A 25,917-nucleotide genomic window follows, 5' to 3' on the forward strand; every position below is an offset into this window, starting at 1 on the left:
GGGAGCGTGTCCTCCATTGTCCCAACGCTCCCCAGGAGATCTCGCGGCCGCCCGTGCCCGAACGCTGTGGCATTGCTCTCGAGCGGACCGGATCAGGGCAGGACGAGCCCCAGGTGGTGGGCCAGGAAGGCCAGCTGTTCCGCGCTGAGCGCCACACTGCGGCTCACCGACCGCGCACTGTGCCCGACCTCCGACTCACGGCGCAGCAGGATCGGGGCCTCCTCCAGCGGCGCCGAGGTGGCCGACTGCAGCAGCGCGCAGAGCTTGCGCGCGTGCAGCGGGTCCACCCGGGTGTCGTTGTCGAACACGGTGAAGAGCGTGGCCGGGTACCGCGTCCCCTCCCGGACGTTGTGGTACGGGGAGTAGCCCAGCAGCCAGCCCAGCTGCTCGGGATCGTCGGCGCTGCCGTACTCCACGTTCCACAGCTGGCCCAGGCCGAACCGCTCGTAGCGCACCATGTCCAGCAGCGGGGCCGAGCACACGGCCGCGGCGAACAGGTCGGGGCGCTGGGTGACCATGGCGCCGACCAGCAGGCCGCCGTTGCTGCCGCCCATCACGGCCAGCCGCCCGGGTGTCGTGACGCCGGTGGCCACCAGGTGCTCCGCGGCGGCCGCGCAGTCGTCGAACACGTTCTGCTTGCGGTCGAGCATTCCGGCCTCGTGCCACTCCTCGCCCTCCTCCAGCCCGCCGCGCAGGTTGGCGACGGCGTACACCCCGCCGGCGCGCACCCACGCCAGCGTGGCCGCCGAGTAGGCGGGGCTCAGGGAGATGCGGAAACCGCCGTAGCCGTAGAGGATGGTCGGCCGCGGGCCCTCGGCCTCCTCCGCCGGCGACACCACCAGCATGCGCACGGCCGTGCCGTCCTTGGACGTGAACGTGACCTGCTCGGCGCGTACCGGCGGGACGTCGACCTCGCCGGGGGCCTCGTCCCACAGGGTCACCCCGCCCGTGGTGGCGTCGTAGCGGTAGACCGCGGACGGGTGCACGCTGTCGGTGTAGCCGAACCAGCACTCGTGGCCGCCCTCGGGGCGTTCGCTCAGCCCGCCGATCGTGCCCAGCCCGGGCATCGGCAGCGCGCCCAGCCGTTCGCCCGTGGCCAGGTCGTGGCGGGTGACCTCGTCGATCGCGTGGCGGCTCCAGGCCACCAGCAGCTCGGGCCGCTCCATCCCGGGGCCGTCGAGGATCGCGAAGTCCTCCAGCACGGCCTCGGGGTCCTCCGCGACCAGAGTGGTCCAGTGCTCCGGCCCGGGCACGGTCGGATCCGCCACGCACAGGCGCCCGCGCGGCGCCTCGCGGTCGGTCTGCAGGTACAGGCGGCCGTCCCGCCCCACGTGGGTGTCCAGGGCCGCCACCATGCCCTGCTGGACGGGGACCAGCCGAGGCGCCTCCGGGCCGCTCTCCGACAGGTCGGCGATCCAGGCGTCGGTGCCCGGCGCGGTGCCCCGCACGGCGCTCAGCATCAGCCACCGCCCGTCACGGCTCACCGAGGGGACGAAGTACTCCGTCTTGTCCCGGTCGGAGCCGAAGACCAGGACGTCCTCGTCGGTGGGCGTGCCCAGCCGGTGCAGGTAGACCCGGCGGTGGTAGCTCTCCTCGCCCTCGGGGACCTCCTCGGGCGGCAGGCGGCGCACGTAGTAGAAGGCCGAGGCGTCGGGGAGCCAGGCGATGGGGGAGTAGCGGGCCCGGTCGATGGGGCCGTCGACGGTCGCCCCGGTGTCGACGTCCATCACCCGCAGGACCGACTCCTCGTCCCCGCCCTCGGAGAGCTGGTAGGCCAACAGGCGGCCGTCGCGGTCGGGCCGCCAGGAGTCCAGTGTGGTCAGGCCGGTGGAGTCGAGCGCCCCTGGATCCAGCAGGACGCGCTCGGGGCCCTCACCGTCCTGGACGTAGAGCACCGCGTGCTCCTGGTCGGCGGTGCGCCGCATGTGGAAGCGGCGCTCACCGCGCCACACGGGCGAGCCCACGGTTCCGGCGCCGAGCAGGGCGCGGACGTGGTCGGTGAACCAGTCACGGCTGTGGAAGCGGGTGGCGAAGCGCGCGTAGAGGCCGTCCTGGGCGGTGGCCCATTCCTTGGTGGCGGCGGAGTCCGTGTCCTCCAGCCACCGGTAGGGGTCGGCGACGGCGCGGCCGTGCAGGGTTTCGAGGAGGTCCAGCCGTTCGGCCGGCGGATAGCGGAGTTCACGCATGCTTCGCACCCTATCCACCGCTATCCACCATGGAGTGTTCGGCGCGGCGCCAGTGTGATTCCGGGTTCCGAAGGAGCACAATGGGGCGCAGAAAGCGGAGTTCACGCGTTTCTGGGGTTCCCGACGTAAATTGGGGTGGCGCCGAAGCGGTCCGACCACGCAAACTGAATGCGGGACGCAACTCGGCGGGACCACCGGGAGGTCCGTGTGGCAAGGCGAACGGAATCACTGATCCTCGGGTCAGTGCACAGGGAGGTCTCCTGGCTGGCCGAACGGCTGGCCGGGGAAGAGACACGGCCGACGGCCGGGGCGAGGCCATGAGCGCCGCGCGCAGCAGGGAGGGCGGTCCAGGCACCGCCCGCCGGCACGTGTTGCTGCTCAACGCCAGCTTTGAACCACTGACGACGCTGCCGCTGCGCAGGGCGATTCTCCTCGTCCTGCGGGAGAAGGCGGAGGTCGTGCACGGAGACGACGCCGGAACCGTGCTCCACTCGGCGACACGCGCCTACGACGTGCCGTCGGTCATCCGGCTCAGACGTTACATCAGCGTCCCGTACAGCCGCAGGGTGCCGCTCACCCGCGTGGCACTTATGCGTCGGGACCGACACACCTGCGGTTACTGCGGGAAGAAGGCGGAGACGATCGACCACGTCGTGCCGAGGAGCCGCGGCGGCGCGCACATGTGGGAGAACGTGGTGGCGGCCTGCAAGCCGTGCAACCACCGCAAGGCCGACAAGTTCCTGGACGAGCTCGGATGGGAACTGCGCATCACTCCCAAGGTGCCGAAGGGTCCCCACTGGCGGCTGATCAACGGTGACCTGCACGGCGACCCCCAGTGGGAGCCGTACATGGCCCACCTGGCGGCCTAGCGGCGCAGGGTCCCGCGGGCCGCCCGGACACGGGTGCGCGCGCAGGACCGCGGGAAGGACGACGGGGCCGGGACCAGGCGTCCCAGCCCGGCCCCCGTCGCACCGGTGGGAGTCCGTATCCTGGGCCCATGCCCAGATACGACTTCCGCTGCCGCGAGTGCGGCGACACGTTCGAGCTCTCCCGCCCCATGTCCGACTCGGACACCCCGGCCGACTGCCCCCAGGGGCACGGCGACACCGTCCGACTGCTGTCCACCGTGGCCGTGGGCGGACGCGCCGCCGCCCCCGCGCCCTCCGATGGCGGAGGGTGCTGCGGGGGCGGCTGCTGCTGAGGTTCGGGGCGCTTCACGCCGGGTCCTTCGTCGTCGCCCGCGCCTGCGCTCGTGCCTCGCTCCGGCTCGGCTCCTCCTGCAGGCACCGGCGCGCCCCTCACCCCTGTGCTTTCTTTGGGCCTCCGCTCGTCCCTCGCTTTGGCCCGGGGCGCTTCATGCCGGGTCCTTCGTCGTCGCCCGCGCCTGCGCTCGTGCCTCGCTCCGGCTCGGCTCCTCCTGCAGGCACCGGCGCGCCCCTCACCCCTGTGCTTTCTTTGGGCCTCCGCTCGTCCCTCGCTTTGGCCCGGATCGACCCCCTGTGGTGACGGTGGGGCTGGACCGCTGACCTCTAACCCCCTGGGGTTCCCCGGGCCCGTACGTGCACGTTCAACCCCCAGTGGTTCTGCGGGACGACGCGTGCGCGTTCGACCCCGGTGGTCCCGGGGCGCGGGACCACCGGGGTCGGGTGGAAGACGGGGTCCGTCAGCCCTCGATCTGGGACACGTCGCGCGCGGCGCCGGTCGAGGCGGAGGTCGCCATCGCGGCGTAGGCGCGCAGCGCGGCCGTGACCGGGCGCTGGCGGTCGCGCGGCTTGAAGCGGCCCAGCTCCTTGAGCAGGCGCTCCCGGCGCGCGGCCAGCTCGTCCTCGGACACCTCCAGCACCAGGCCCCGGTTGGGGATGTCGATGCTGACCATGTCGCCGTCCTCGACCAGGGCGATGTCGCCGCCCGCGGCCGCCTCCGGGGAGGCATGGCCGATCGAGAGCCCGGACGTGCCGCCGGAGAAGCGGCCGTCGGTGATCAGCGCGCAGGCCTTGCCCAGGCCGCGGCCCTTGAGGAAGCTCGTCGGGTACAGCATCTCCTGCATGCCGGGGCCGCCCTTGGGGCCCTCGTAGCGGATGACGACGACGTCGCCGGGCTCGATCCGCTTGTTGAGGATGCCGTCGACCGCGTCCTCCTGGGACTCGAACACCTTGGCCGGCCCGGAGAAGGTCCACAGCTCCTCCTCCACGCCCGCGGTCTTGACGATCGCGCCGTCGGGGGCCAGGTTGCCGAACAGCACCGCCAGGCCGCCGTCCTTGGTGTAGGCGCTGGGCACCGAGCGGATGCAGCCCTGGTCGCGGTCGGTGTCCAGGGTGTCCCAGCGGGTGCTCTGCGAGTAGGCCTTGGTGGTGCGCACGCCACCGGGGGCCGCGTGGAAGAGCTCCACGGCCTCGGGCAGGACGGAGTCGGAGACGATGTCCCACTCGGCGATGAACTCGCCGACCGTCTTGCCGTGCACGGTGGGCAGCGAGGTGTCCAGGAGGCCGCCGCGGGCGAGTTCGCCCAGGATGGCGGGGATGCCGCCGGCCCGGTGGACGTCCTCGATGTGGTACTTCTCCGTGTTCGGCGCCACCTTGCACAGGCAGGGCACCCGGCGGGAGACCTCGTCGATCTCGGGGAGCCCGAAGCCCACGCCCGCCTCGGTGGCGGCGGCGAGCAGGTGCAGGATCGTGTTGGTGGAGCCGCCCATGGCCACGTCCAGGGCCATGGCGTTGCCGAACGCGGCGGGCGTGGCGATGGACAGCGGCAGGACGGAGTCGTCGTCGTCCTCGTAGTAGCGCTTGGCGGCCTCGACGACCCGGCGTCCGGCGTCCTCGTACAGCGCCCGCCGGGCGGTGTGGGTGGCCAGGACGGTGCCGTTGCCCGGCAGGGCCAGGCCCATGGCCTCGGTGAGGCAGTTCATCGAGTTGGCGGTGAACATGCCCGAGCAGGAACCGCAGGTCGGGCAGGCCGCCTCCTCCATCTCGTCGAGCTCGGCCTGGGAGACGCTCTCGTCGGCCGCCGCGATCATGGGGTTGATGAGGTCGAGCTTGCGGACGGTGGTCGCGGTGCCGTTGACGACGGTGACCTTGCCGGCCTCCATGGGCCCGCCGGAGACGAACACCGTGGGGATGTTCAGCCGCAGCGCGGCCAGCAGCATGCCCGGGGTGATCTTGTCGCAGTTGGACACGCACACCAGCGCGTCGGCGCAGTGGGCGTTGACCATGTACTCCAGCGAGTCGGCGATGAGCTCGCGGCTGGGCAGCGAGTAGAGCATGCCGCCGTGGCCCATCGCGATGCCGTCGTCGACCGCGATGGAGTTGAACTCGCGGGGGACGCCGCCCGCCTCGCGGATGGCGTCGGCCACGACCTCGGCGACCTCGCGCAGGTGCACGTGGCCCGGCACGAACTCGGTGAAGCTGTTGGCCACGGCCACGATCGGCTTGCCGAAGTCCTCACGCTCTACGCCGGTGGCGCGCATGAGGGCGCGGGCGCCGGCCATGTTCCGGCCGTGGGTCACCGTGCGAGAGCGTAGGGCTGGCATGGGGAGACTCCCATCGATTCGGGTGTTTCCCCCTGATGGTAGCTCCCTCGCGGGACGGATGTGGTCTCGGGACGGAAGACCGCCTGTCCGCATGCTGAGATGATCGGCCTTCTCCGCGCCCCCGGGCGCGGAGAAGGGTTCAGTACCGCGGCGGCAGGGCCCGCTTGGCCGCCTGGTAGATCTCCTCGATCTCGGTGTCGGTCAGCCGGTCCCGCCCGCTGCGCAGCCACTTGCGCACCTTGGTGCCGGTGATGATGTCGACCCCGCGCAGTCGGTGGCTGTCCCAGGGCATGCCGGGTCCGTAGATGGCCAACGACGCCCGGACCTTGATCTCGCGTCCCAGCTCGGCGTTGATCGCCTCCTCGGCCCGTTTGGCCTCCTCCAGTGCCTCGTCGATCCGGTCGTTCTTGTTGAAGCGGCCGTGGTAGAGCTGCTCCAGCTTGTTGCGCAGGGGGAGGCGCTTGTCCCACGACTCGGAGTCGATGGCGAACGCGCCGCGGCGGCCCACGATGAAGTGGTCGATCTGGCCGTTGCCCCCGGGCACCGAGCGCGCGTGCAGGACGCGGTAGCCGAGCTGCTTCATGACCTTGAGCTGGGCCTCGGTCTTGCGCTGGGCCGCACCGGGTTTGCGCCACCGCGGGACCTCGGACTCACGCCGCGACTTGTACACGGCGATCCCGACCAGGGTGAGGATCGCGAAGGTGGCACCGATGCGCCAGTCGGTGGCCAGCAGGCCCGTGGCGAGGCCGACCGCCAGGGCGATGCCGGATCGGACCGTCCATCTGCGCGCGCTCTCGCTGGACCTGAGCGCACCGTAGAGGGCCCGGCCGCCGGAGACGTTCCGGGTGTTTCTCTGGTTGGGGAAGAAGAGCGCTTCAGGCCTGTGCGGCCGCGCGTCGTCGGGTGATGGGCTGGTGCCGTTCACTCTGGTTGCCGATTCCACGTCGGTCAGATTAGTTCCATCCATATCCGAGTCCTAGTGCATGACTTCTCACACTTTTCTCACCCCGTTTCGTGCCGCGAACAGGTGTCAACGGCACGCAGACAGGGAAAGTCATCATGTTCCGCCGATCTCTCTAGAGAGGTTCCGCCATCCCCGTGGTGCCCGGTGTCGTGCCCGTTAACCTGGGTCGGTATGACCCGGATTCATGAACTCTCGGTGCACCGACTCGCAACGTTGGTCCACAGTCGTGAGCTGTCCCCTGTTGAGATCACTGAGCACTATCTGGAACGCATCGAGCGGCTGGACGGCCGGTACGGGTCGTACATTACGGTCACTCCCGAAAAGGCTCTTGAACAAGCCCGTAATGCGGAGAAGCGGGTGATGGCCGACACGCCGGACACACTGCCGCCCCTCCTCGGCGTTCCCGTCCCCGTGAAGGACCTCGACCCGGTCGCCGGCGTACCCATCACCTTCGGCTCACGGGTGTTCCGCGACACCACCGCGTCCTTCGACTCGGACATGGTGGCCGCGCTGCGCGCCGCCGGGACGATCCTGCTCGGCAAGACCAACACCCCCGAGTTCGGCTCCTCCTGCTACACGGAGAACACGATCGCGCCGCCCACCCGCAACCCCTGGGACACCGCGCTCACCCCCGGCGGATCCAGCGGGGGCGCGGCCGCGGCCGTCGCCGCCGGACTCGCGCCCGCCGCCCAGGGCAGCGACGGCGGCGGATCCATCCGCATCCCCGCCGCCGCCTGCGGGCTGTTCGGGCTCAAGCCCACCCGGGGCCGGATCTCCGGGGCGCCCGCCAAACCCGACCTGCTCGGACTGTCCACGGCCGGGCCCCTCACCCGCACGGTCCTGGACGCCGCCCTGCTGCTGGACGCGATGGCGATCAGCCGCCCGGGCGACTACTTCACCGCCCCGCCCCTGCCGCCCGGCCGCACCTTCGCCGACGCCGCCCGCCGGGAGCCGGGCACCCTGCGCATCGGCCGCTACGCCGACACCGGAGAACTCGCCGTGCCCGTCCACCCGGAGGTCCTGGCGGCCTACGAGGAGGCCACCCGCCTGCTCACGGCACTGGGCCACGAGGTGGAGGAGATCCCCGAGCCGCAGGACGCCCACTTCGGGGGCACCTTCGGCCGGGACTTCGCGGTGGTCTGGGCGGCGATGGCCGCCGCCACCCCGGTCGAACCCGAGCGGGAACCGGAGCTGGGTCCGCTCAACCGTTGGCTCCGCGAGCGGGCCCGCGCCACGCCGGTGCCCGACTACATCGCCGCGTGCGCCGCCCTGCAGAGGGGCGTGCGCTCCATGGTCGCCGCCACCGCGCCCTACGACGCCGTGCTCACCCCGACCCTGGCCCTGCCGCCGGTCCCCGTCGGACACTTCGGCGAACAGGGGCCCGAGCGCGAGTTCCGGCTGATGACCGAGTTCACACCGTTCACCTCGGTGTACAACGTCAGCGGCCAGCCGTCGGTGAGCGTCCCCCTGCACTGGTCGCGGGAGGGACTGCCGATCGGGGTCATGCTCTCCGGCCGGATGGGCGGAGAGGGCACCCTGCTGGCGCTGTCCGCCCAACTGGAGGCCGCCCGGCCCTGGGCACACCGGGTGCCGCCCGGACTCTGACGCGGGTCAGCGGGTCAGGAGACGGCCCGCTCCGACACCGCGACCGTGTCGGCCCGGCGCCGGACGGCGAACAGGCTCAGGACCGACGCCACGAGCAGGGCGCCCACCGTGGCCGCGGCGCCACCCGCGATCCCGAAGCCGTCGATGAGGCCGCCGGCCAGCGGGCCCGCGATCGCGGCGCCCACGCCCATGGCCGTGGCCAGCCACCCGAAGGCCTCGGCCCGCCGGTCGGAGGGGGCGCTGTCACCGATCCGGCCCATCACCGCGGCCAGCGTCGGCGCGACCGCCAGTCCGGCCAGGAACAGCACCGGAGTGGCCAGCAGAGGCGTGGGCAGGTGCGTGATCGGCGGCAGGAACGGCAGCACGAGGGCCAGCCCCAGTGTGGTGGCGAAGCAGCGGCGCACCAGGTGCGGCGGCCCCTTGACGGCACCGGAGACCATGCCGCCGACCAGGGAGCCCAGCGCCCACACCGACGCCAGCACCATCACGTACTCGGGCGCGTCGAGCTCGTTGGCCCACGCCACGATCATCAGGTCCGTGCCGATGATCCCGGCGATCATCAGCAGGCACATGGCGAAGAGCAGGCCCAGGACCGGGTGCAGGACCAGGCTCCGCCGACGGCCCGGTGCGGACCCGGTCCCGGAGGCGCCCGCGGTCGGCGCCGTGCCCGGCTCGGCCGGCGCGGGCCCGGTGACACCCGCGCGCCGCAGCGCCAGCGCGAACCCGATCGAGCCCGCCAGCGCCAGGAGGGCGAGCAGCAGGAGCGACCAGCGCGGGCCCCAGTACGCGACCACGCCGGCTGTCAGGATCGGGGAGAACACGAACAGGAGTTCCTGCGTCGTCGCCTCGGCCGCGTAGATGGCCTGGCGCTCGGGCCCGCGGGTCAGTCGCGGCCACAGCGCCCGCACGATCTGGTTGGCCGGCGAGCCGAACAGGCCCGTGGCCAGGGCCAGCGGGACCGCGAGCCACCACAGGGACGCCGGGAACAACGCCAGCACCACCAGCCCCGTGGCGAACACCGCGCCGCACACCAGCACCAGGCGGTCGCTGCCACCGCGGTCCGCCATCCGGCCGCGCAGCGGCCCCACCAGAGCCATCCCCAGAGTGAACGCGCCCGCCACCACACCCGCGTAGGTGTAGGACCCCGTCCACTCCACCACCAGGAAGGTGACCGCGATCATCTGCCCCGGCATGTAGAACCGCGCGACGAGGGACCAGCTGAGGAGGGACAGGACGTGGGGGACGGCGAACAAGCGCCGGTAGTTGGACAACACGCGCTCATTATCCACTCGCGACCGACACTCGGCGATCGGTTCGACGGACCGTCGGATTCCGCGACGGCGGGTGCGCACCGTGTGACGCATGATGCGGGCGGCACGGGTGGGTGGACCGGGCGCCGCATCCGCCCACGAACTGGCCCCACGCCGGGTCGTCCTGCGGTGTACACGGCTCCCGGTAGGGCATGATCGGTGTCTGTGAGGGACGTTCAGCTGGCCCGCGTGGCCGAGCAGTACGGGATCGCGACGAGCTACGAGGACTGGCGGGGCAGACGGGTGCCGGTGAGACCCGACACCATCCGCCATATCCTGTCGGCGCTGGGGGTGGACCCGGACCGGCCCGAGGAGGACTCCGCTCCGGGGCCGCTGCCGCCGGCCGTCGTCGTCCGCGAGCACAAGGCGCCCGACCTCGTCCTGCCCGAGGGCGCCCGCAGCAGCGTCGAGACCGCCGACGGCTCCCTGCTGCCCTTCGATCCCGGCCTGCCCCTGGGCGTGCACACCCTCCACGTCACCGTGGGCGGGACCGAGCACGACGCGCCCCTGCTCGTGGTCCCCGACCGCGTCGAGCCGCGTGCCCTGCGCCGCGACCGGCGCCTGTGGGGCCTCATGACCCAGGTCTACAGCGTGCGCTCCCGCGCCTCCTGGGGCATCGGCGACCTGCGCGACCTGGCCGAGCTGGTCGACTGGAGCGGCCGCGACCTGGAGGCCGACTTCGCCCTCATCAACCCGGTGCACGCCACCGAGCCGCTCCCGCCGCTCGAACCCTCGCCGTACCTGCCCGTGAGCCGCCGCTACGCCAGCCCCCTCTACATCCGGATCGAGGACGTGCCCGAGTACGCCCGCCTCGACCCGGCCCAGCGGGAGGGCATCCAGCGCCTGGCCAGGCCGCTGCGCGAACGCGGGCGCACCGCCGACCTGCTCGACCGCGACGCCGTGTGGGAGGCCAAGCGCTCCGCCCTGGAGATCCTCTTCCAGGTGCCGCGCGCGCCGGGCCGCGAGGCCGCGCTGCGGACCTACCTCGAACGCGAGGGGCAGCCGCTGGTGGAGTTCGCCACCTGGTGCGCGCTGGCCGAGGAGTACGGGGCCGACTTCCGGTCCTGGCCGGCGCCCCTGCGCGACGTCTCCGCCCACGCCGTCGGCCAGGAGGCCCTGCGCCGGTGGCCGACCGTGGAGTTCCACCGGTGGCTCCAGTGGCTGCTCGACGACCAGCTCTCCCAGGCCCAGGCCACCGCACGCGCGGCGGGGATGGACGTCGGCATCGTGCACGACCTCGCCATCGGGGTGCAGGCCGGCGGCGCGGACGCCTGGATGTACGGCGACGCCCTGGTGCCGGGGCTGCACGTGGGCGCGCCGCCGGACGAGTTCAACCGGAGCGGCCAGGACTGGGGCCAGCCGCCCTGGAACCCGCGGCGGCTCGCGGAACTGGGCTACGCGCCCTTCCGCCAGATGATCGCCCAGGCGCTGCGGCACTCCGGCGGCGTACGGGTGGACCACGTCATGGGGCTGTTCCGGCTGTGGTGCGTCCCCGAGGGGGCGTCCGCCGACGAGGGCACCTACCTGCGCTTCGACCACGAGGGCATGGTCGGCACCCTGGCGCTGGCCGCCCACCGCGCCGACGCCGTGGTCATCGGCGAGGACCTGGGTACGGTGGAGCCCTGGGTCCGCGACCACCTGCGCGACAGGGGACTGCTGGGCACGTCCGTGCTGTGGTTCGAACAGGAGCGGGACGGCACCCCGCGCGCTCCGCAGGACTGGCGCACGGACTGCCTGGCCACGGTCGCCACCCACGACCTGCCGCCGGTGGCGTCCTTCCTGTCCGCCGAGCACGTGGAACTGCGGGACCGGCTGGGCCTGCTCGGCCGCCCCGTGGAGGAGGAGCGCGCCGACTCCGAGGCGCGGGTCGAGCGCTGGCGCGCGCACCTCGTCGACCTCGGACTGCTCGATCCCGGCGTGGACCCCGTGGCCGACCCGGCCGCCGTGGTCGCCGCCATGCACGCCTACCTGGTGCGGACGCCGGCACGCATGCTGGGGGTGGCGCTCACCGACGTGGTGGGGGAGCGCCGGATGCAGAACCAGCCCGGCACCAGCACGGAGTACCCGAACTGGCGGATCCCGCTCACGAGCGCCGAGGGCGAGCCGGTCCTGGTGGACGAGCTCCTGGCCGACCCGCGCATGGTCGCGCGGATCCGCCGGACCCTGGGTCCGCTGGGCCGCGGCGGGACGGCCGAGGACACGCCCTGACCCACCGACGACGGCGGCCCCGGGGAGGACTCCCCGGGGCCGCCGCGCGTCAGGTGACCGTCAGGCGCGCTGCTGACCCGTGGCGATGTCCATCGCCCGGGCGCGCAGTGCGCGCTCCACGCCGGCGCGTCCCTCGATCAGCAGGCGGCGCAGCGCCGGGGCCGGGTCCGCCTCCTCGATGTAGGCGTCCGTGCGCTCCAGCGTCGCCTCCTCCACCAGGGCGCTCGGGTAGCACATCTCCGCGAACGACTGGGCGAACTCGCCCGTCCACTTCTCCCAGGCCGGACCGAGCTGCGCGAAGTACTTCTCCATGTAGGGCCGGTACAGCTCCGCCTGGCCCGGCTCGGTGAAGCCCGTCAGGGTCGCGCGGAACTCGGCGTTGGCCAGTTCCGAGCCGACGATCCGGTCCCACGCGGCGGCCTTGGCCTCCGGCGTGGGGATCGCGGCGCGGGCGCCGGCGGCGTGCCGGTGGCCGGTGGCCGTCGGGTCCCGCTCCAGCTCCGCGGTGATCTCGTCCTCGCCGGCCTTGCCCTTGGCGACCAGGCGCCGCAGCAGCGTCCACCGCAGGTCGGTGTCCACGGTCAGGCCGTCCACCGTGATGGCACCGTCCAGCAGCCCTCGGAGCAGGGACAGGTGGGCGTCGCTGACCGCTGTGTCGGCGAGCGCGTTGGCGTAGGCGAGCTGGAGGTCGCCGCCGGGCTCGGCGGCGCCGAGCAGTGCGCGCAGGCGGTCGGCGAGCAGCTCGAAGCCGAACGGGCGCCACGCCGGGTCGGCGTAGTTCAGCAGCGCCGCGGTCGCCTGGCGCAGCAGGGTCTGCGCGACCATGACGTCGTCGACACCGCTGATACCGGAGATCACCAGCGCGACGTAGTCGCGGGCGGCCATCTCCGCGTCCCGGGTCATGTCCCAGGCGGCGCCGAAGCACAGCGCGCGCGGCAGCGACTCGGTGATCTCGCCTGCGCCCTCCACCACGGTGCGCAGCGAGCGCTCGTCCAGCCGGATCTTGGTGAAGGTGAGGTCGTCGTCGTTGATCAGCACGAGGTCGGGCCGGGCCCGGCCGACCAGCTCGGGAACCTCGGTGCGGGCCCCGCTCACGTCCAGTTCCACGCGCTCGCGGCGCACGATCCCGGCGTCGGTGCGGTCGTACAGGCCGATCGCCAGGCGGTGCGAGCGCAGCGTCGGGTGCTCGTCGGCGGCCTCCTGCAGCACGGTGAAGGAGGTGAAGTTCCCGTCGCCGTCGACCTCGAACTCCGGGCGCATCGTGTTGACGCCGGTCGTCTCCAGCCACTCGCGGGACCAGCCCGACAGGTCGCGGCCGGAGGCGGCCTCCAGGTGGCGCAGCAGGTCCTTCAGCTCGGTGTTGCCGAAGGCGTTCTCCTTGAAGTAGGCGCGCACGCCCGCGAAGAAGGAGTCCACGCCCACGTACGCCGCGAGCTGCTTGAGCACCGAGGCGCCCTTGGCGTAGGTGATGCCGTCGAAGTTGACCTCCACCGCCTGGATGTCGACCATGTCGGCGGCGATGGGGTGGGTCGAGGGCAGCTGGTCCTGGCGCAGGGCCCAGGACTTCTCCACGTTCGCGAACGTGGTCCAGGCGTCCGTCCACTTGGTGGCGTTGGCCTGGCTGTAGACGCTGGCGTAGGTCGCGAACGACTCGTTCAGCCACAGGTCGTCCCACCAGCGCATGGTGACCAGGTCGCCGAACCACATGTGCGCCATCTCGTGCAGGATGGTCTCGGCGCGGCGCTCGTAGCGGGCGTCGGTCACGCGGGAGCGGAAGACGTAGTCCTCCAGGAACGTGACCGCCCCGGCGTTCTCCATCGCGCCCGCGTTGAACTCCGGGACGAAGAGCTGGTCGTACTTGCCGAACGGGTACCGCAGGTCGAACAGCCCGTGGAAGAAGTCGAAGCCCTGCTTGGTGACCTCGAACAGGGCCTCGGAGTCCAGGTGCTCGGCGAGCGAGGCCCGGCAGTACAGGCCCAGCGGGATGCCGTCGTGCTCGTCGCGCACCACGTGGTACGGGCCCGCGATGAGCGCGGTGATGTAGGTCGACACCACCGGGGTGGCCGGGAAGTGCCAGCGCACCCGGTCCTCGGTGCCGGTCGCCTCCCCGCGCACGTCCGGCGCGCTGTTGGAGACGACCTCCCACGAGGACGGCGCGAACACCGTCAGCTCGAAGGTCGCCTTCAGGTCGGGCTGGTCGAAGCACGTGAACATGCGGTGCGCGTCCGCCGTCTCGAACTGGGTGTACAGGTACACCGAGTCGTCGACCGGGTCCACGAACCGGTGCAGTCCCTCGCCCGTGCGCATGTAGGCGGCGTCGGCGACGACGGTCAGCTCGTTCCGGGCGGCCAGGTCCGGAAGGACGAGGCGCTCACCGTCGAACAGCTCCGCCGTGTCGAGCTCGCGGCCGTTGAGGACCGCCGAACGCAGCGCGGGGGCGGTCAGGTCCACGAACGTGCGGGCACCCGCCTCCGTGCTGGAGAACCGGATGACGGTGGTGGACCGAAAGGTCTCGTCCCCCGTGGTCAGGTCCAGTTCCACGGCGTAGGAGTCCACGCTCAGGATCCGGGCCCGTTCCCGTGCCTCGTCCCGTGTCAGGTTCCCTGCCACTCCACGCTCCCTTCACGGCCGCCGTCGTCGCCGGCCGGAATCTGTGCCGACCGCGGCGAGTCCGCCGTGCGGGCCGGAGCGTCGTCGGGGTCGGAGGTCACTTTCGCTCGGTTCCGATCCTGCCACGGGCCGGGCCCCGATGCGCAACCGATCGCCGTGCTCGTGCCCTCTCGTGGCGCGGGTGGGAACGAAACCGCGCACGGTCTTGTTCGGCGTGAGTGACCACTACGGAGATCCGAGCCGGGACCACCCCGCCCCGCGCCATCGAGGAGATGCGATGACCCAGCCCACCGCCCCCGCCGACGCCCAGGAGACCGTGTACGCGGACATGTGGTTCGACCCCGCGTGCCCCTGGGCCTGGATCACCTCCCGCTGGCTGCTGGAAGTCGAGAAGGTCCGCCCCGTCGAGGTGCGCTGGCACGTGATGAGCCTGGCCGTCCTCAACGAGGACAAGGACATCCCCGACGACTACCGCGAGATGCTCAAGACTGCGTGGGCGGCCGTGCGGGTGTGCGTGGCCGCCGAGCAGCGCTTCGGTCCCGAGGTCCTGGGCGACCTCTACACCGCGCTCGGCACCCGGTTCCACAACGGCGGACAGGAGCGCGACGACGACACGATCCGCGCGGCCCTGGCCGAGGCGGGCCTGCCCGAGGACCTCGTGGAGGCCGGCGCCTCCACGGACTACGATGAGGCTCTGCGCGCCTCCCACGCGGAGGCGATGAAGCTGGTCGGCGAGGACGTCGGCACCCCCGTGGTCCAGGTCGAGGGCGTCTCGTTCTTCGGGCCGGTCCTCACGCCGACCCCGCGCGGCGAGGACGCCGGACGGCTGTGGGACGGCGTGCGCCTGGTCGCGGGGACCGACGGCTTCTTCGAGCTCAAGCGCACCCGTACGCGGCGCCCCCTCTTCGACTGAACAGGCGCGGCCGACCGCCGCGTGAACGAAAGGAACCGGCCATGCCCGGACCGAAGGACCGCCGTCCGAACCCGTTCCTGGACGACCTCGACGTCCTGCCCGACACCACCAGCGACGAGCGGTCGGTCGGCTGGGGCGAGGACGCCGAGCGCGACGACACCGACCGGTTGAACGCGGACCGGCCCCCGCACTGGGGCTGAGCGGTCCGGGCGCGCGAGGCCGGGGATCGGTGGAACCACCGGTCCCCTGCCTCCCGGTCCGCGGGTGCGGGGCGCCCTGTTCTTTTCCGAACGGCGTTCTGGGACAGTGGGTCCATGCGATCCCTCTACATCGACGGCGCCTGGACGGACTCCGCCTCCGACGAGGCCCTGGACGTGGTCAACCCGGCGACCGAGCAGGTCATCGACTCCGTTCCGGCCGGAGCCACCGAGGACGTCGACGCGGCGGTGCGGGCCGCGGCGGCGGCCCTCCCGGCCTGGTCGGCGCTCACACCCGGCCAGCGCGTCACCCACCTGGCCAAGGCCCTGGAGCTGTACAACGCCCGGATCGGCGACATCGCCGAGATCCTGACCCGCGACATGGGCGCGCCGGCCGTGTTCGCGCGCAAGGTGCAGGCCGGCCTGCCCTCGCTGATGTTCCAGACCTTCATCGACCTCGTCGAGGAGGCCGGTGAGCGCTACTTCGAGGGCGAGCGGCAGGGCACCTCGCTGATCGTGCGCGAGCCGATCGGCGTGGTCGGCGCCATCACCCCGTGGAACTACCCGCTGCACCAGATCGTGCTCAAGGTCGTCCCGGCGATGCTCGCGGGCAACACCGTGGTGCTCAAGCCCAGCGAGATCGCCCCGCTCAGCGCCTACGCGCTCGCCGAGGTCCTGCACGACGCCGGCCTGCCCGCCGGCGTGTTCAACCTGGTGTCGGGCACCGGCCCGGTCGTGGGCGAGGCCATCGCCGCGCACCCGGACGTGGCCATGGTCTCCTTCACCGGCTCCACACGGGCCGGGACCCGGGTCAGCCAGGTCGCCGCGGAGACGGTCAAGAAGGTCGCCCTGGAGCTGGGCGGCAAGTCGCCGAACGTGGTGCTGCCCGACGCCGACCTCGCCCAGGCCGTCAAGCGCGGCGTGGCCGACGTCATGCGCAACACCGGACAGAGCTGCAACGCGCTCACCCGCATGCTCGTCCACCGGGACTCCTACGAGGAGGCGGTCGCGCTGGCCGCCGCCGCAGCGAGGAAGTACGTCCCCGGGGATCCGGCCGACGAGTCCACCCGGATGGGGCCGCTGGTCTCGGCGGCCCAGCTCGACAAGGTCCGCGCGTACGTGCGCCTGGGCGTGGAGGAGGGCGCCCGCCTGGTCACCGGCGGCGCCGAGCCGGTCGAGGGCCGCGAGAGCGGGTACTTCGTCCGGCCGACGGTCTTCGCCGACGTGCGCAACGACATGCGCATCGCGCAGGAGGAGATCTTCGGCCCGGTCCTGGCCCTGATCCCGTACGACACCGAGGAGGAGGCCGTGGCCATCGCCAACGACACGGTCTACGGCCTCAACGCCGCGGTGTGGTCCCAGGACGCCGATCGCGCCCTGGCCGTGGCCCGGCGCCTGCGGGCGGGCCAGATCGAGGTCAACGGCGGTGCGCTCAACCCGCGCGCTCCCTTCGGCGGCTACAAGCGCTCCGGCGTGGGCCGCGAGTGGGGCCTGCACGGGCTCGACGAGTTCTGCGAGCTCAAGTCCCTCCAGCTCTGACCCCGGCCGGGCTCCGCGCCGCCGTACGGTGTGCGCGGAGTCACGGCCCTCGGCGGGCCCGCGCCGGAATCGGCCCCGGTGGGAAGCGCGTTGTGCGGTGTGGAAAAATTCGGACCGGTAGCCCCTGGTCGAACCCAATCGAGGTGTGAGTTGAGCAACAAGCCCGCGGTCTCCAAGGCAGGTCCTCTCGGCAAGGACATCAAGTCGATCGTGATGTACAACGTGATCGCCGTCGCGTCGATGGCCCTGTTCGCCGCCCTCGGTCTGAGCGTCGCGGCCGCCGCCGGTTCCGCCTGACCCGGCCCGCCCAGAGCATCGAGCCCCGCCCCGTCCCACCGGACCGGGCGGGGCTTCGTCGTGGACAACAGCGCGACGGGGCGACGGGCGGGCGGGGCGGCGCGCTCCTCGGCCCGGACACCTGCCACACTGGTGACGTGCGTGTTTACCTTGGATCAGATCATGCGGGCTTCGAGCTCAAAGAACACCTCGTCTCCTGGCTGAAGGAGCGCGGCCACGAGGTCGTCGACAAGGGACCGGCCGTCTTCGACGCCGTCGACGACTACCCCCCGTTCGTCCTGCGCGCCGCCGAGGCCGTCGCGGCCGACCCGGGTGCGCTGGGCGTCGTCATCGGCGGCTCCGGCAACGGCGAGCAGATCGCCGCGAACAAGGTCAGGGGCGTCCGGGCCGCTCTGGCCTGGAGCGAGGACACCGCGCGCCTGGCGCGCGAGCACAACGACGCCAACGTGCTCGGCGTCGGCGGCCGGATGCACTCCCTGGAGGAGGCGACCCGGTTCGTGGAGATCTTCCTCGCCACGCCCTACAGCGACGAGGAGCGGCACACCCGCCGCATCACGATGCTCTCCGACTACGAGAGCACCGGCGAGCTCCCGCCCCTTCCCTAGGGACCCCGCGCCCCGAAACCCACCACGTCCGCTCCGCGCCCCTGTCCGGCACCGCCGGCGGGGGCGCGTTCTCGTCGACGGGCACGGCGCTGACCACGGCTCCGGCGCGCGGGAGCGGTTCCACGCACAGGTGACGACGGCCACTGGTTCCGGACCGGCCGGTGTGAGACCCTGAGCCTGGGCGTGTCGGGGCGACACGCCCATGACGTACGGGGCCGGATCCTTTCCGGGTCCGTCCGGGCGCGGGGAGGCGTTCGGGAGGGATGTCCGAGAGAAGGGTGGGGGACCCGCACGGGACCTCCTCGTGCGGAGTGCGTGCCCGACTCCGCACAACCGGTTATCGGCTGACCCGATAACCGGGGTTATGGGGGATAACTCCGCTGGTGGCGCGTGCTTCGCCGGCGGTCGCCGCGCTACAGTTCGTGCACAGCGGCGGGCCCTCGACGCCCGTGGCACGGCAGCGCCGCCGTCCCGTACCGACACAGCCACCGGGACCGACCCCGCGCAGCCGCCGGCCCGCCCGACCAGCCCCGGTACCGACCTGGCCGTGGCCACCCCCGACCGCGCCGCCGCGAGCCGACCGAGAACCGACCCCCGCTGGTGAGCGGGCGTGCCTAGGCCAGAGGACTCATGAAGCCGACACCCACCGCCAAGACCACCCGACTCCTGCGATCGACCACGCAGCGGCTCGTCGCGGTGCTCCGGCGCAAGGTGTTGTTCCGCTACCGACTCGTCCTCATCACGCTGGTCACCCTCGCCGTGGGCGTCGGTATCGGTGCCGTGTGGGGCCCCAGCGGCTGGTTCCCGCCCAGCTCCACCATCCTCACCGTGCTGGCCGGCGGCCTGCTGCTCAAGCGCAAGAGCCTGGCGGCCCTGCTGGTCGTGGTGGCGGCGGTCCTGCTGTTCGTGGCCTACATGCTCGACTTCGGCCAGGTCGGCCCCGGCCTGCTGGTCACCATCGGGGTGACCGCGGTGCTGTCCTACCTGTTGTCCGGGGTGCGCGAACGCCTGGGTGTCCAGGGGCTGAGCGGCGAGATGATGCTGCTCGACCTGCGCGACCGCCTGCGCCACCAGGGCCGGCTGCCCGAACTGCCCCGGGGCTGGGGCCGCACCGCGGTCCTGCGGCAGGCGGGCGGATCGTCCTTCGGCGGCGACTTCGTGGTGTCCATCCGGCGCGAGAACCGGCTGGACGTGGCCGTCGTGGACGTCTCGGGCAAGGGCGTGGACGCCGGGACGCGGGCGCTGCTGCTGTCCGGCGCCTTCAGCGGGCTCATCGGAGCCGTTCCCACCCGCGACTTCCTCGCGCACTGCAACGACTACCTCATGCGCAACAGCGGCGGCGAGGGCTTCGTCACCGCGGTCCACCTGAGCGTGGACCTGGACTCCGGCGCCTACGAGATCGCCTCGGCCGGCCACCCGCCCGCGCTGCAGTACGACAGCGGCGCCGGGCAGTGGTCCACGAGCGAGGCCAAGGGCGTCGTGCTCGGAGTCATCCCGGAGATGACCTACACCTCGGTCCAGGGCAAGCTGCGGCCCGGCGACGCCATCCTCCTCTGCACCGACGGCCTCATCGAGACCCCGGGCGAGGACCTGGACGCCGGGATCGACCGCCTCCTGGGCGCCGCGGACACCATGGTCGCCCGCGGGTTCAGCAGCGGCGCGGGCGCGGTCGTGGACACCCTGAGCAAGGACAAGAACGACGACTGCGCGCTCGTCGTCCTGTGGCGGGACTGACCCGCCCACCCGGTCCGCCCCGGGCCGCTCCGGTCCACCTGCGCGGCGCCCGGCGTTCACGCCGTGGACGGCGCCACGCGGCCCCTGCGTGGGCCCCGGTGTCGGCTGTGGCGGTAGGGTCGACATGTTCCCCGGCCCCAGCACGGCGGGTCGTCCGTGCACCGTCCCCGGATCGCCGTGCCCGCCCCCTGCGCCCCTCGGCGTCGACGCACGTACGGCACACCACACCAGCGGCGACGGGGCCGGCAACCGGACCGCGTCGAGGTCCGGTCCTTCCAGGATGTCGCGGTTCGGTGGGCGCGTGCCCGCCGGGCCCTGGAGACGCGAGGGGGTGCTTCGCATGTCAGACGGCGAGCGCGCTGAAGAACTCATCGATCTGGTCGAGCAGAACGATCTGACCGGGATCAGGCTCTGGTTGGCCGAGCACAGACCCCACGAGATCGCCGACGAGCTCTCCCGCATGACCGATCGTTCCGTCATGGTCCCCTTCCGGCTCCTGGACAAGGACCGCGAACTGGAGGTCTTCGAGGAACTCGACTCCGGCCTGCAACAGGAGATCCTGTTGGGCCTGCGCGACACCGCCTTCCACGAACTCCTGGAGGAGATGGACCCCGACGACCGGGCCCGCCTCCTCGGCGAGGCGCCCGCGAAGATCGCCACGCGCGCGCTGGCCGGGCTGAGCCCCGCCGAACGCAAGATGACCGCCGCCCTCCTCGGCTACCCCGAGGACTCGGTCGGCCGCTACATGACGCCGGAGACGGTCATCCTGCACCGGGACCTCACGGTGGGCCGTGCCCTGGAGGTCGTCCGTGCCAGGGGGGCCGACGCCGAGACGATCTACACGCTCCCGGTGGTCAGCGACGGCCGCCGCCTCGTCGGCACCATCACCCTCAGCGACCTGGTCATCAGTGACGACGAGGAGTTGCTGAAGGACCTCGTGGACGTCCTGGCCCCCCGCGCGCGGGCGACCGAACCGGTCGAGGACGCCGCCCGCCTCATCCAGGAGGCCAACCTGGTGTCCCTGCCGGTGGTGGACTCCGAGGAGCGCTTCGTCGGCGTGTTCACGTTCGACGACGCCCTGGAGGTCATCGAGGCGGCCGACTCCGAGGACATGGCCCGTCAGTCGGGTGCCAGCCCGGTCGGTGAGCACTACGTGTCCGTGAGCGTGCTGCGGCTGGTGGGGGCGCGCTCGGTGTGGCTGATGCTGCTCATCGTCGCGGCCACGCTGACGGTCAACGTCATGCAGGTCTACGAGGCCACCCTGGAGGAGGTCACGGCGCTGGCGCTGTTCGTGCCGATGCTCGTCGGCACCGGCGGCAACGTCGGAGCGCAGTCGGCCACGGCGATCGTGCGCGCCCTGGCCGTCGGCGAGGTGCGCGTGCGCGACCTGCCCTCGGTCATCTGGAAGGAGGGCCGGGTCGGTCTGCTCCTGGGCGTGATGCTGGCGGGCATCGCGCTCACGATCGGCGTGCTGCTCGTCGGGTTCGACATCGGCCTGGTGGTGGCGTGCTCGGTGATCGCCATCTGCACCTGGGCGGCGATCATCGGCTCGTCCATGCCCCTGCTGGCGCGCAAGGTCGGGGTGGACCCGGCGGTGGTCTCCTCACCGATGGTGGCGACGCTGGTGGACGCCACGGGGCTGTTGATCTACTTCTCGATCGCGCGGCTGGTCCTCGGCATCTGACCCCGCGCGCGGGGTGTCGATACGGCGTCCCGGGCATGAACGTGCGGTGGGGCGGGTATCGGGGGAACAGGTCAGGATGGATCTGAGGGGGGTTCCATGTCCGGTACCGGAGGCGCGTTCAACAGGATCAAGAAGGCTGTCGACGACAACGCCGAAAAGGTCCAGGGCGCAGTCGGCAAGGCCGCCGAGGCAGCGAAGAAGGCCACGGGGGGCGCCCACGACGACAAGATCGACAAGGGAGCCGGAGCCGCGACGGAGTACCTGCGCAAGCGGGCCCAGGAAGACAAGAAGGAATAGTCGTCCCTGACCTGTCGGGGACCACCGCCGAGGCCACGGCCCGGCCGGTGGTCCCCGTCTCTTGTGTGCGGGGGTGTGGGGGTGTGCGGACCCGCTGGTCAGAGCGCTGCGGACGAAAGCTACCCTGATGAGGTAAGGCGTACCTAATGTCAGGATGGGGGTGGGTGTGAACGCAGTCGACGGGCGCCCGTGTCAGTTGACCGTCTGCCGTGGCTGTTGCTGCGGGACCAGGAAGAAGGTCCCCGGCGTCGACCACAAGGCCCAACTCGCCCGCCTGAGCACCATCGACGACCACTCGGGGCGCACCGTTCCGGTCCGCACCAGCAAGTGCCTCGGCATCTGCTTCCAGTCCAACGTGGTCGTCGTCCAGCCCTCGCAGGAGGGCCGGGCGGCGGGCGGTCGCCCGGTCTGGCTCGGCCAGGTGACGGAGGACAAGCTGGTCGAGGCCATCGACGACTGGATCTTCGAGGGCGGCCCCGGCCTGGCCCCCCTCCCCGCCGTACTGGCCGACCACGTCACGTCCAAGGACGCCAAGAAGCCGAAGAAGCGCAAGAAGCCCAAGCACTCCAAGTCCGCAAAGAAGGAGCGGCGCAAGGAGCGCGAGAAGGCCGAGCGCAAGGCCGCCGGAAAGGCCGCGAAGCAGGACGACGAGGCGGGACCGGGGCCGGATGCGGACAGGAAGAAGTCCGGCAAGGACGCCGAGAAGAAGCCCGGCAAGGACGCCAAGAAGCGCAAGAAGGACAAGAAGCGCGAGAAGGACAAGAAGCGCAAGAAGAAGTCCGGCAAGGCGGGCAAGAAGTAGGGGCGGCTCGTCGGCGCCGCCCCCTCGTCGCAGTGGCTCACCTCGGTGGGCTCGTGCCGGTCGGCCCAGGATCAGCCGTCCGTCCGACGGCCGGTCCCGGCTCCGGTCCGGCTCACGACTCGTGCGCTCCCTCACGTCGCTGCGGTGCGAACTGCGTCCGGTACAGCGCCGTGTACAGCCCGCCGCGCGTCAGCAGTTCGTCGTGCGTGCCGCGTTCGAGCACGCGGCCGTCCTCCAGCACCAGGATCTGGTCGGCCTCGCGCACGGTGGCCAGCCGGTGGGCGATGACCAGCGACGTGCGCCCCTCCAGAGCCGCGGCCAGGGCCTCCTGCACCGCCGCCTCCGACTCCGAGTCCAGGTGGGCGGTCGCCTCGTCCAGCACGACGACCGACGGCGCCTTCAGCAGCAGCCGCGCGATGGCCAGCCGCTGCTTCTCGCCGCCGGACAGGCGGTAGCCGCGGTCGCCGACCATCGTGTCCAGGCCGTCGGGCAGCCGCTCCAGGAGCGGGCCCAGGCGGGCCATCCGCAGAACCTCCTCCATCTCGGCGTCGGTGGCCTCCGGCCGCGCGTAGCGCAGGTTGGCGCCGACGGTGTCGTGGAAGAGCTGGGCGTCCTGCGTCACCACGCCGACCCGGTCGCGCAGGGAGTCCCCGGTGGCCTCGCGCAGGTCGATCCCGCCGACCCGCACCACCCCGTCGGTGGGGTCGTACAGCCGCGACACCAGGTGGGTCAGCGTGGTCTTGCCCGCCCCGGAGGGGCCGACGAGCGCCACCATCGTGCCGGGTTCGGCGGTGAAGTCCACCCCGCTCAGGACCTGGGTGTCGTCGTCCGTCTGTGCCTGCGGGGTCAGTTCGAGCGAGGCGACCGACGCCTCGCTCGCGCCCGGGTAGCGGAACGAGACGTGGTCGAAGCGCACGCTCAGCGGCCCGTCCGGCAGGGTGCGCGCGTTCGGGCTCTCCTTGATCCGCGGCTCCAGGTCCAGGACCTCGAAGACCCGGTCGAAGGAGACCAGGGCGGTCATGATCTCCACGTGCACGTTCGAGAGCGTCGTCACCGGGCCGTACAGGCGGGCCATGAGCGTGGTGAGCGCCACCAGCGTGCCGACCTCGAAGGCGCCCCCGATGGCCAGCACGCCGCCGACGCCGTAGACCATGGCCATCGCCAGGGCGGTGATGAGCCCGAGCAGGGAGAACAGCAGAGATCCGTAGATCGCCTGGCGCACGCCCAGGTCGCGCACGCGGCCGGCCCGGCGCGCGAACGCCTCGGACTCCTCGGCGGGGCGGCCGTAGAGCTTGACCAGCATCGCTCCGCCGACGTTGAAGCGCTCGGTCATCAGCGAGCTCATGTCCGCGTTGTTGTCCATGGCCTCGCGGGAGATGTGCGCGAGACGGCGGCCGATCAGCTTGGCGGGCACGAGGAAGAGCGGGACCAGGGCCAGCGCGATCAGGGTGACCTGCCACGACAGCGCCAGCATGGTGATGATCACCGCGGTGGCGCTGATGAGGTTGGAGACCACCGACTGCAGGACGGACGTGATCGCCCGCTGGGCGCCCACGACGTCGGTGTTGAGCCGGCTGATCAGCGAGCCGGTCTGGGTGCGGGTGAAGAACGACAGCGGCATGCGCTGGACGTGCGTGAACACCTGCGTGCGCAGAAGGTAGATGACGCCCTCGCCGATCCGTGCCGACAGCCACCGGCTGAGCAGCGACAGCACGCCCTCCAGCACCGCGAGCCCCGCCGCCGCCACGGCCAGCCACACGACCAGGGACGTGTTCCCGGTGAGGATGCCGCGGTCGATGATGGCCTTGAGCAGCAGGGGGTTGGCGACCACGATCGCCGAGCTGACCGCCGTCACCAGCAGGAACAGCAGGATCGTCCGCCAGTGGGGGCGGGCGTAGGAGATGATGCGGCGGGTGAGCCCGGGCGGCAGTGACTGCCCCTTGGCGCTCCCGTCGTTGACCAGGGCCCGGTAGGAGGGCCTGCCTGACATCATGGACGGCCTCGTTCTTCTCGCTCGTTCGCCACGAAGGGGACAACACAGGTCCGTGCGCGCCGCTTCCCCCGTGGGGAGGGCGTCGCGGACCAGGGGGCGGGTGGCCGCCGGCCCGGGGCCGTGCGGTCGCCGGAGGGCGCTACAACGAGGTGGCGAGGCGGCCCAGCGCCGCGGTGGTGGAGCGGCCCGGCGTGAAGGGCAGCTCCCAGGCGCGTGCGCCGAGGGCGTCGGCTCCGAGGATCTTGGCCTGCGTGTAGCGGTCTCCGGCGGTGAAGGCCAGCGCGGCGGGGGCGAAGGGGCGCAGGAGTTCGGCGTAGGCGGCCCAGTCGGCGACGGAGGGCGGCCCCTCGATGGTGAAGGCGCCGCTGACGCAGCCCAGGGCGGCGATCGTCTCGGCACGCTCCTCGGCGGGGTTCACCGGGCGGCCGGGCCCCTTCCAGGCACGGACGCGCTCGTCGGACTCGATCCCCACCACCAGAGGCAGGCCGCGCTCGGCGATGGCGCGCAGGAACCGGACGTGTCCGACGTGCAGGACGTCGAAGACCCCGGTGACGATGACCGGCGGTTCGAGTGAGGTCGGTCGCTCGAACCACTGCGCGCTCAGAGGGGTGACCACGTCGTCCGCCGCGTTGGTGTCCGTCAAAGTAGCCCCGTTTCGACATGCTCCAGGGTGCCCGTGCCCGGTCGCGCCGACGGGTCACCCGCAAGGTCAACGTACCGGTTGGTACCGGCTATTCCACGGCCCGGGGGCGATGCGGGGCGTCGGCCCGGCAGCGGAGTCGGGTGAGGTATGTCACCGAGGGCATTCCGGGAGGCGGCCTCGGTGGGGGCGGTCCCCACAGAAAAAAGCGAAGCGAGCCGGTGCGGTGGTACGCGGTTCGCTTCGAGCGGTTCGGGGGTGTGGGGGTCGTCCCCCGGTGAAAGCGGCGAAGCGAGCCGGTGCGGTGGTACGCGGTTCGCTTCGAGCGGTTCGGGGGTGTGGGGGTCGTCCCCCGGTGAAAGCGGCGAAGCGAGCCGGTGCGGTGGTACGCGGTTCGCTTCGAGCGGTTCGGGGGTGTGGGGGTCGTCCCCCGGTGAAAGCGGCGAAGCGAGCCGGTGCGACAGCACACGGCTCGCTTCGAGCGGAGCGGGCGACGAGAATCGAACTCGCATGGCCAGCTTGGAAGGCTGGAGTTCTACCATTGAACTACGCCCGCGTGGGCCCGGGAGCTTCGAGTTTCCTCTAGACTCGTGGGGCCGACGGAGACCACAGTACAGTGTCCTGGCGGCGGTCGCACATTGGATGTGCGACCTTTCCGTGTACGGGGTGTAGCGCAGCTTGGTTAGCGCGCATGCTTTGGGAGCATGAGGCCGCGGGTTCGAATCCCGCCACCCCGACGACAGCGAGCATCCGCGGCAGCGGCCTTGGGCCGTGCGCCGTGGCCCCCTGCGTATCTGCCCTAGACTT

General features: G+C 72.0%; 20 protein-coding genes and 2 tRNA genes. 14 read left to right on the forward strand and 8 right to left on the reverse strand.

Annotated features, from left to right (window positions below):
• Positions 1-92 precede the first annotated feature (92 nt).
• Complete coding sequence (locus HNR10_RS23405) at positions 93-2,186, reverse strand: prolyl oligopeptidase family serine peptidase (protein WP_179827013.1); 2,094 nt, start codon at positions 2,184-2,186, stop codon at positions 93-95.
• 368 nt (positions 2,187-2,554) lie between these two features.
• On the opposite strand from HNR10_RS23405, the gene HNR10_RS23410 reads away from it, so the two are divergent.
• On the forward strand, positions 2,555-3,055 hold the full coding sequence (locus HNR10_RS23410) for an HNH endonuclease (RefSeq protein ID WP_053616495.1): 501 nt from the start codon (positions 2,555-2,557) through the stop codon (positions 3,053-3,055).
• A 128-nt stretch (positions 3,056-3,183) separates the two neighbouring features.
• On the forward strand, positions 3,184-3,387 hold the full coding sequence (locus HNR10_RS23415) for an FmdB family zinc ribbon protein (protein ID WP_179827015.1): 204 nt from the start codon (positions 3,184-3,186) through the stop codon (positions 3,385-3,387).
• 462 nt (positions 3,388-3,849) lie between these two features.
• Here the strand turns inward: HNR10_RS23415 and ilvD are convergent, their stop codons facing one another.
• Together ilvD and HNR10_RS23425 are read right to left on the reverse strand one after the other, a co-directional pair.
• Positions 3,850-5,712: a dihydroxy-acid dehydratase gene (gene ilvD / locus HNR10_RS23420; RefSeq protein WP_179827017.1), complete on the reverse strand. Its 1,863-nt coding sequence runs from the start codon at positions 5,710-5,712 to the stop codon at positions 3,850-3,852.
• 139 nt (positions 5,713-5,851) lie between these two features.
• The gene (locus tag HNR10_RS23425) at positions 5,852-6,637 is read right to left on the reverse strand and encodes a nuclease-related domain-containing protein (protein ID WP_312889517.1); all 786 of its coding nucleotides are present in this window, start codon (positions 6,635-6,637) and stop codon (positions 5,852-5,854) included.
• A gap of 210 nt (positions 6,638-6,847) precedes the next feature.
• Between HNR10_RS23425 and HNR10_RS23430 the strand changes: the two genes are divergently transcribed.
• Positions 6,848-8,281, forward strand: a complete 1,434-nt coding sequence (locus HNR10_RS23430; RefSeq protein WP_179827021.1) for an amidase — start codon at positions 6,848-6,850, stop codon at positions 8,279-8,281.
• Between the two features lie 14 nt (positions 8,282-8,295).
• Here the strand turns inward: HNR10_RS23430 and HNR10_RS23435 are convergent, their stop codons facing one another.
• Complete coding sequence (locus tag HNR10_RS23435; protein WP_179827023.1) at positions 8,296-9,555, reverse strand: MFS transporter; 1,260 nt, start codon at positions 9,553-9,555, stop codon at positions 8,296-8,298.
• A 201-nt stretch (positions 9,556-9,756) separates the two neighbouring features.
• Here HNR10_RS23435 and malQ point away from each other — a divergent pair, with 201 nt between their 5' ends.
• Positions 9,757-11,799, forward strand: a complete 2,043-nt coding sequence (malQ, locus tag HNR10_RS23440) for a 4-alpha-glucanotransferase (RefSeq protein WP_179827025.1) — start codon at positions 9,757-9,759, stop codon at positions 11,797-11,799.
• A 60-nt stretch (positions 11,800-11,859) separates the two neighbouring features.
• On the opposite strand, the gene pepN is transcribed toward malQ, so the two are convergent.
• Positions 11,860-14,409, reverse strand: a complete 2,550-nt coding sequence (pepN, locus tag HNR10_RS23445) for an aminopeptidase N (protein ID WP_179827026.1) — start codon at positions 14,407-14,409, stop codon at positions 11,860-11,862.
• Between the two features lie 277 nt (positions 14,410-14,686).
• Here pepN and HNR10_RS23450 point away from each other — a divergent pair, with 277 nt between their 5' ends.
• From HNR10_RS23450 to HNR10_RS23490, 9 genes are all read left to right on the forward strand, one after another.
• Complete coding sequence (locus HNR10_RS23450; protein ID WP_179827036.1) at positions 14,687-15,322, forward strand: mycothiol-dependent nitroreductase Rv2466c family protein; 636 nt, start codon at positions 14,687-14,689, stop codon at positions 15,320-15,322.
• Between the two features lie 41 nt (positions 15,323-15,363).
• Positions 15,364-15,522 carry a hypothetical protein gene (locus HNR10_RS23455; protein WP_179827038.1) on the forward strand — a complete coding sequence of 53 codons (159 nt, stop codon included), beginning with the start codon at positions 15,364-15,366 and terminating at the stop codon, positions 15,520-15,522.
• 114 nt (positions 15,523-15,636) lie between these two features.
• Positions 15,637-17,058: an aldehyde dehydrogenase family protein gene (locus tag HNR10_RS23460; RefSeq protein WP_179827040.1), complete on the forward strand. Its 1,422-nt coding sequence runs from the start codon at positions 15,637-15,639 to the stop codon at positions 17,056-17,058.
• Positions 17,059-17,208: 150 nt separating this feature from the next.
• Positions 17,209-17,355, forward strand: coding sequence for a hypothetical protein (locus tag HNR10_RS23465; RefSeq protein WP_179827042.1), 147 nt, complete (start codon positions 17,209-17,211; stop codon positions 17,353-17,355).
• A 137-nt stretch (positions 17,356-17,492) separates the two neighbouring features.
• Positions 17,493-17,960, forward strand: a complete 468-nt coding sequence (locus tag HNR10_RS23470) for a ribose-5-phosphate isomerase (RefSeq protein ID WP_179827044.1) — start codon at positions 17,493-17,495, stop codon at positions 17,958-17,960.
• Positions 17,961-18,590: 630 nt separating this feature from the next.
• Complete coding sequence (locus HNR10_RS23475; protein ID WP_179827046.1) at positions 18,591-19,694, forward strand: PP2C family protein-serine/threonine phosphatase; 1,104 nt, start codon at positions 18,591-18,593, stop codon at positions 19,692-19,694.
• A gap of 340 nt (positions 19,695-20,034) precedes the next feature.
• The gene (gene mgtE, locus HNR10_RS23480) at positions 20,035-21,378 is read left to right on the forward strand and encodes a magnesium transporter (RefSeq protein WP_179827048.1); all 1,344 of its coding nucleotides are present in this window, start codon (positions 20,035-20,037) and stop codon (positions 21,376-21,378) included.
• Between the two features lie 96 nt (positions 21,379-21,474).
• Positions 21,475-21,675 carry an Rv0909 family putative TA system antitoxin gene (locus HNR10_RS23485; protein WP_179827050.1) on the forward strand — a complete coding sequence of 67 codons (201 nt, stop codon included), beginning with the start codon at positions 21,475-21,477 and terminating at the stop codon, positions 21,673-21,675.
• A gap of 166 nt (positions 21,676-21,841) precedes the next feature.
• Positions 21,842-22,477 (forward strand): (2Fe-2S) ferredoxin domain-containing protein, encoded by a 636-nt coding sequence (locus HNR10_RS23490; RefSeq protein ID WP_312889397.1) that lies wholly within the window; start codon positions 21,842-21,844, stop codon positions 22,475-22,477.
• A 112-nt stretch (positions 22,478-22,589) separates the two neighbouring features.
• Here HNR10_RS23490 and HNR10_RS23495 read toward each other — a convergent pair whose 3' ends face one another.
• From HNR10_RS23495 to HNR10_RS23505, 3 genes are all read right to left on the reverse strand, one after another.
• Positions 22,590-24,470 carry an ABC transporter ATP-binding protein gene (locus tag HNR10_RS23495; protein ID WP_179827054.1) on the reverse strand — a complete coding sequence of 627 codons (1,881 nt, stop codon included), beginning with the start codon at positions 24,468-24,470 and terminating at the stop codon, positions 22,590-22,592.
• A gap of 139 nt (positions 24,471-24,609) precedes the next feature.
• The gene (locus HNR10_RS23500) at positions 24,610-25,113 is read right to left on the reverse strand and encodes an adenylyltransferase/cytidyltransferase family protein (RefSeq protein ID WP_179827056.1); all 504 of its coding nucleotides are present in this window, start codon (positions 25,111-25,113) and stop codon (positions 24,610-24,612) included.
• Between the two features lie 482 nt (positions 25,114-25,595).
• Positions 25,596-25,666 (reverse strand) — tRNA-Gly (locus HNR10_RS23505).
• 106 nt (positions 25,667-25,772) lie between these two features.
• Here HNR10_RS23505 and HNR10_RS23510 point away from each other — a divergent pair.
• Positions 25,773-25,847 (forward strand) — tRNA-Pro (locus tag HNR10_RS23510).
• Positions 25,848-25,917 lie beyond the last annotated feature (70 nt).

Origin of the sequence: Nocardiopsis aegyptia (assembly GCF_013410755.1) — a bacterium.
Classification (GTDB): domain Bacteria; phylum Actinomycetota; class Actinomycetes; order Streptosporangiales; family Streptosporangiaceae; genus Nocardiopsis; species Nocardiopsis aegyptia.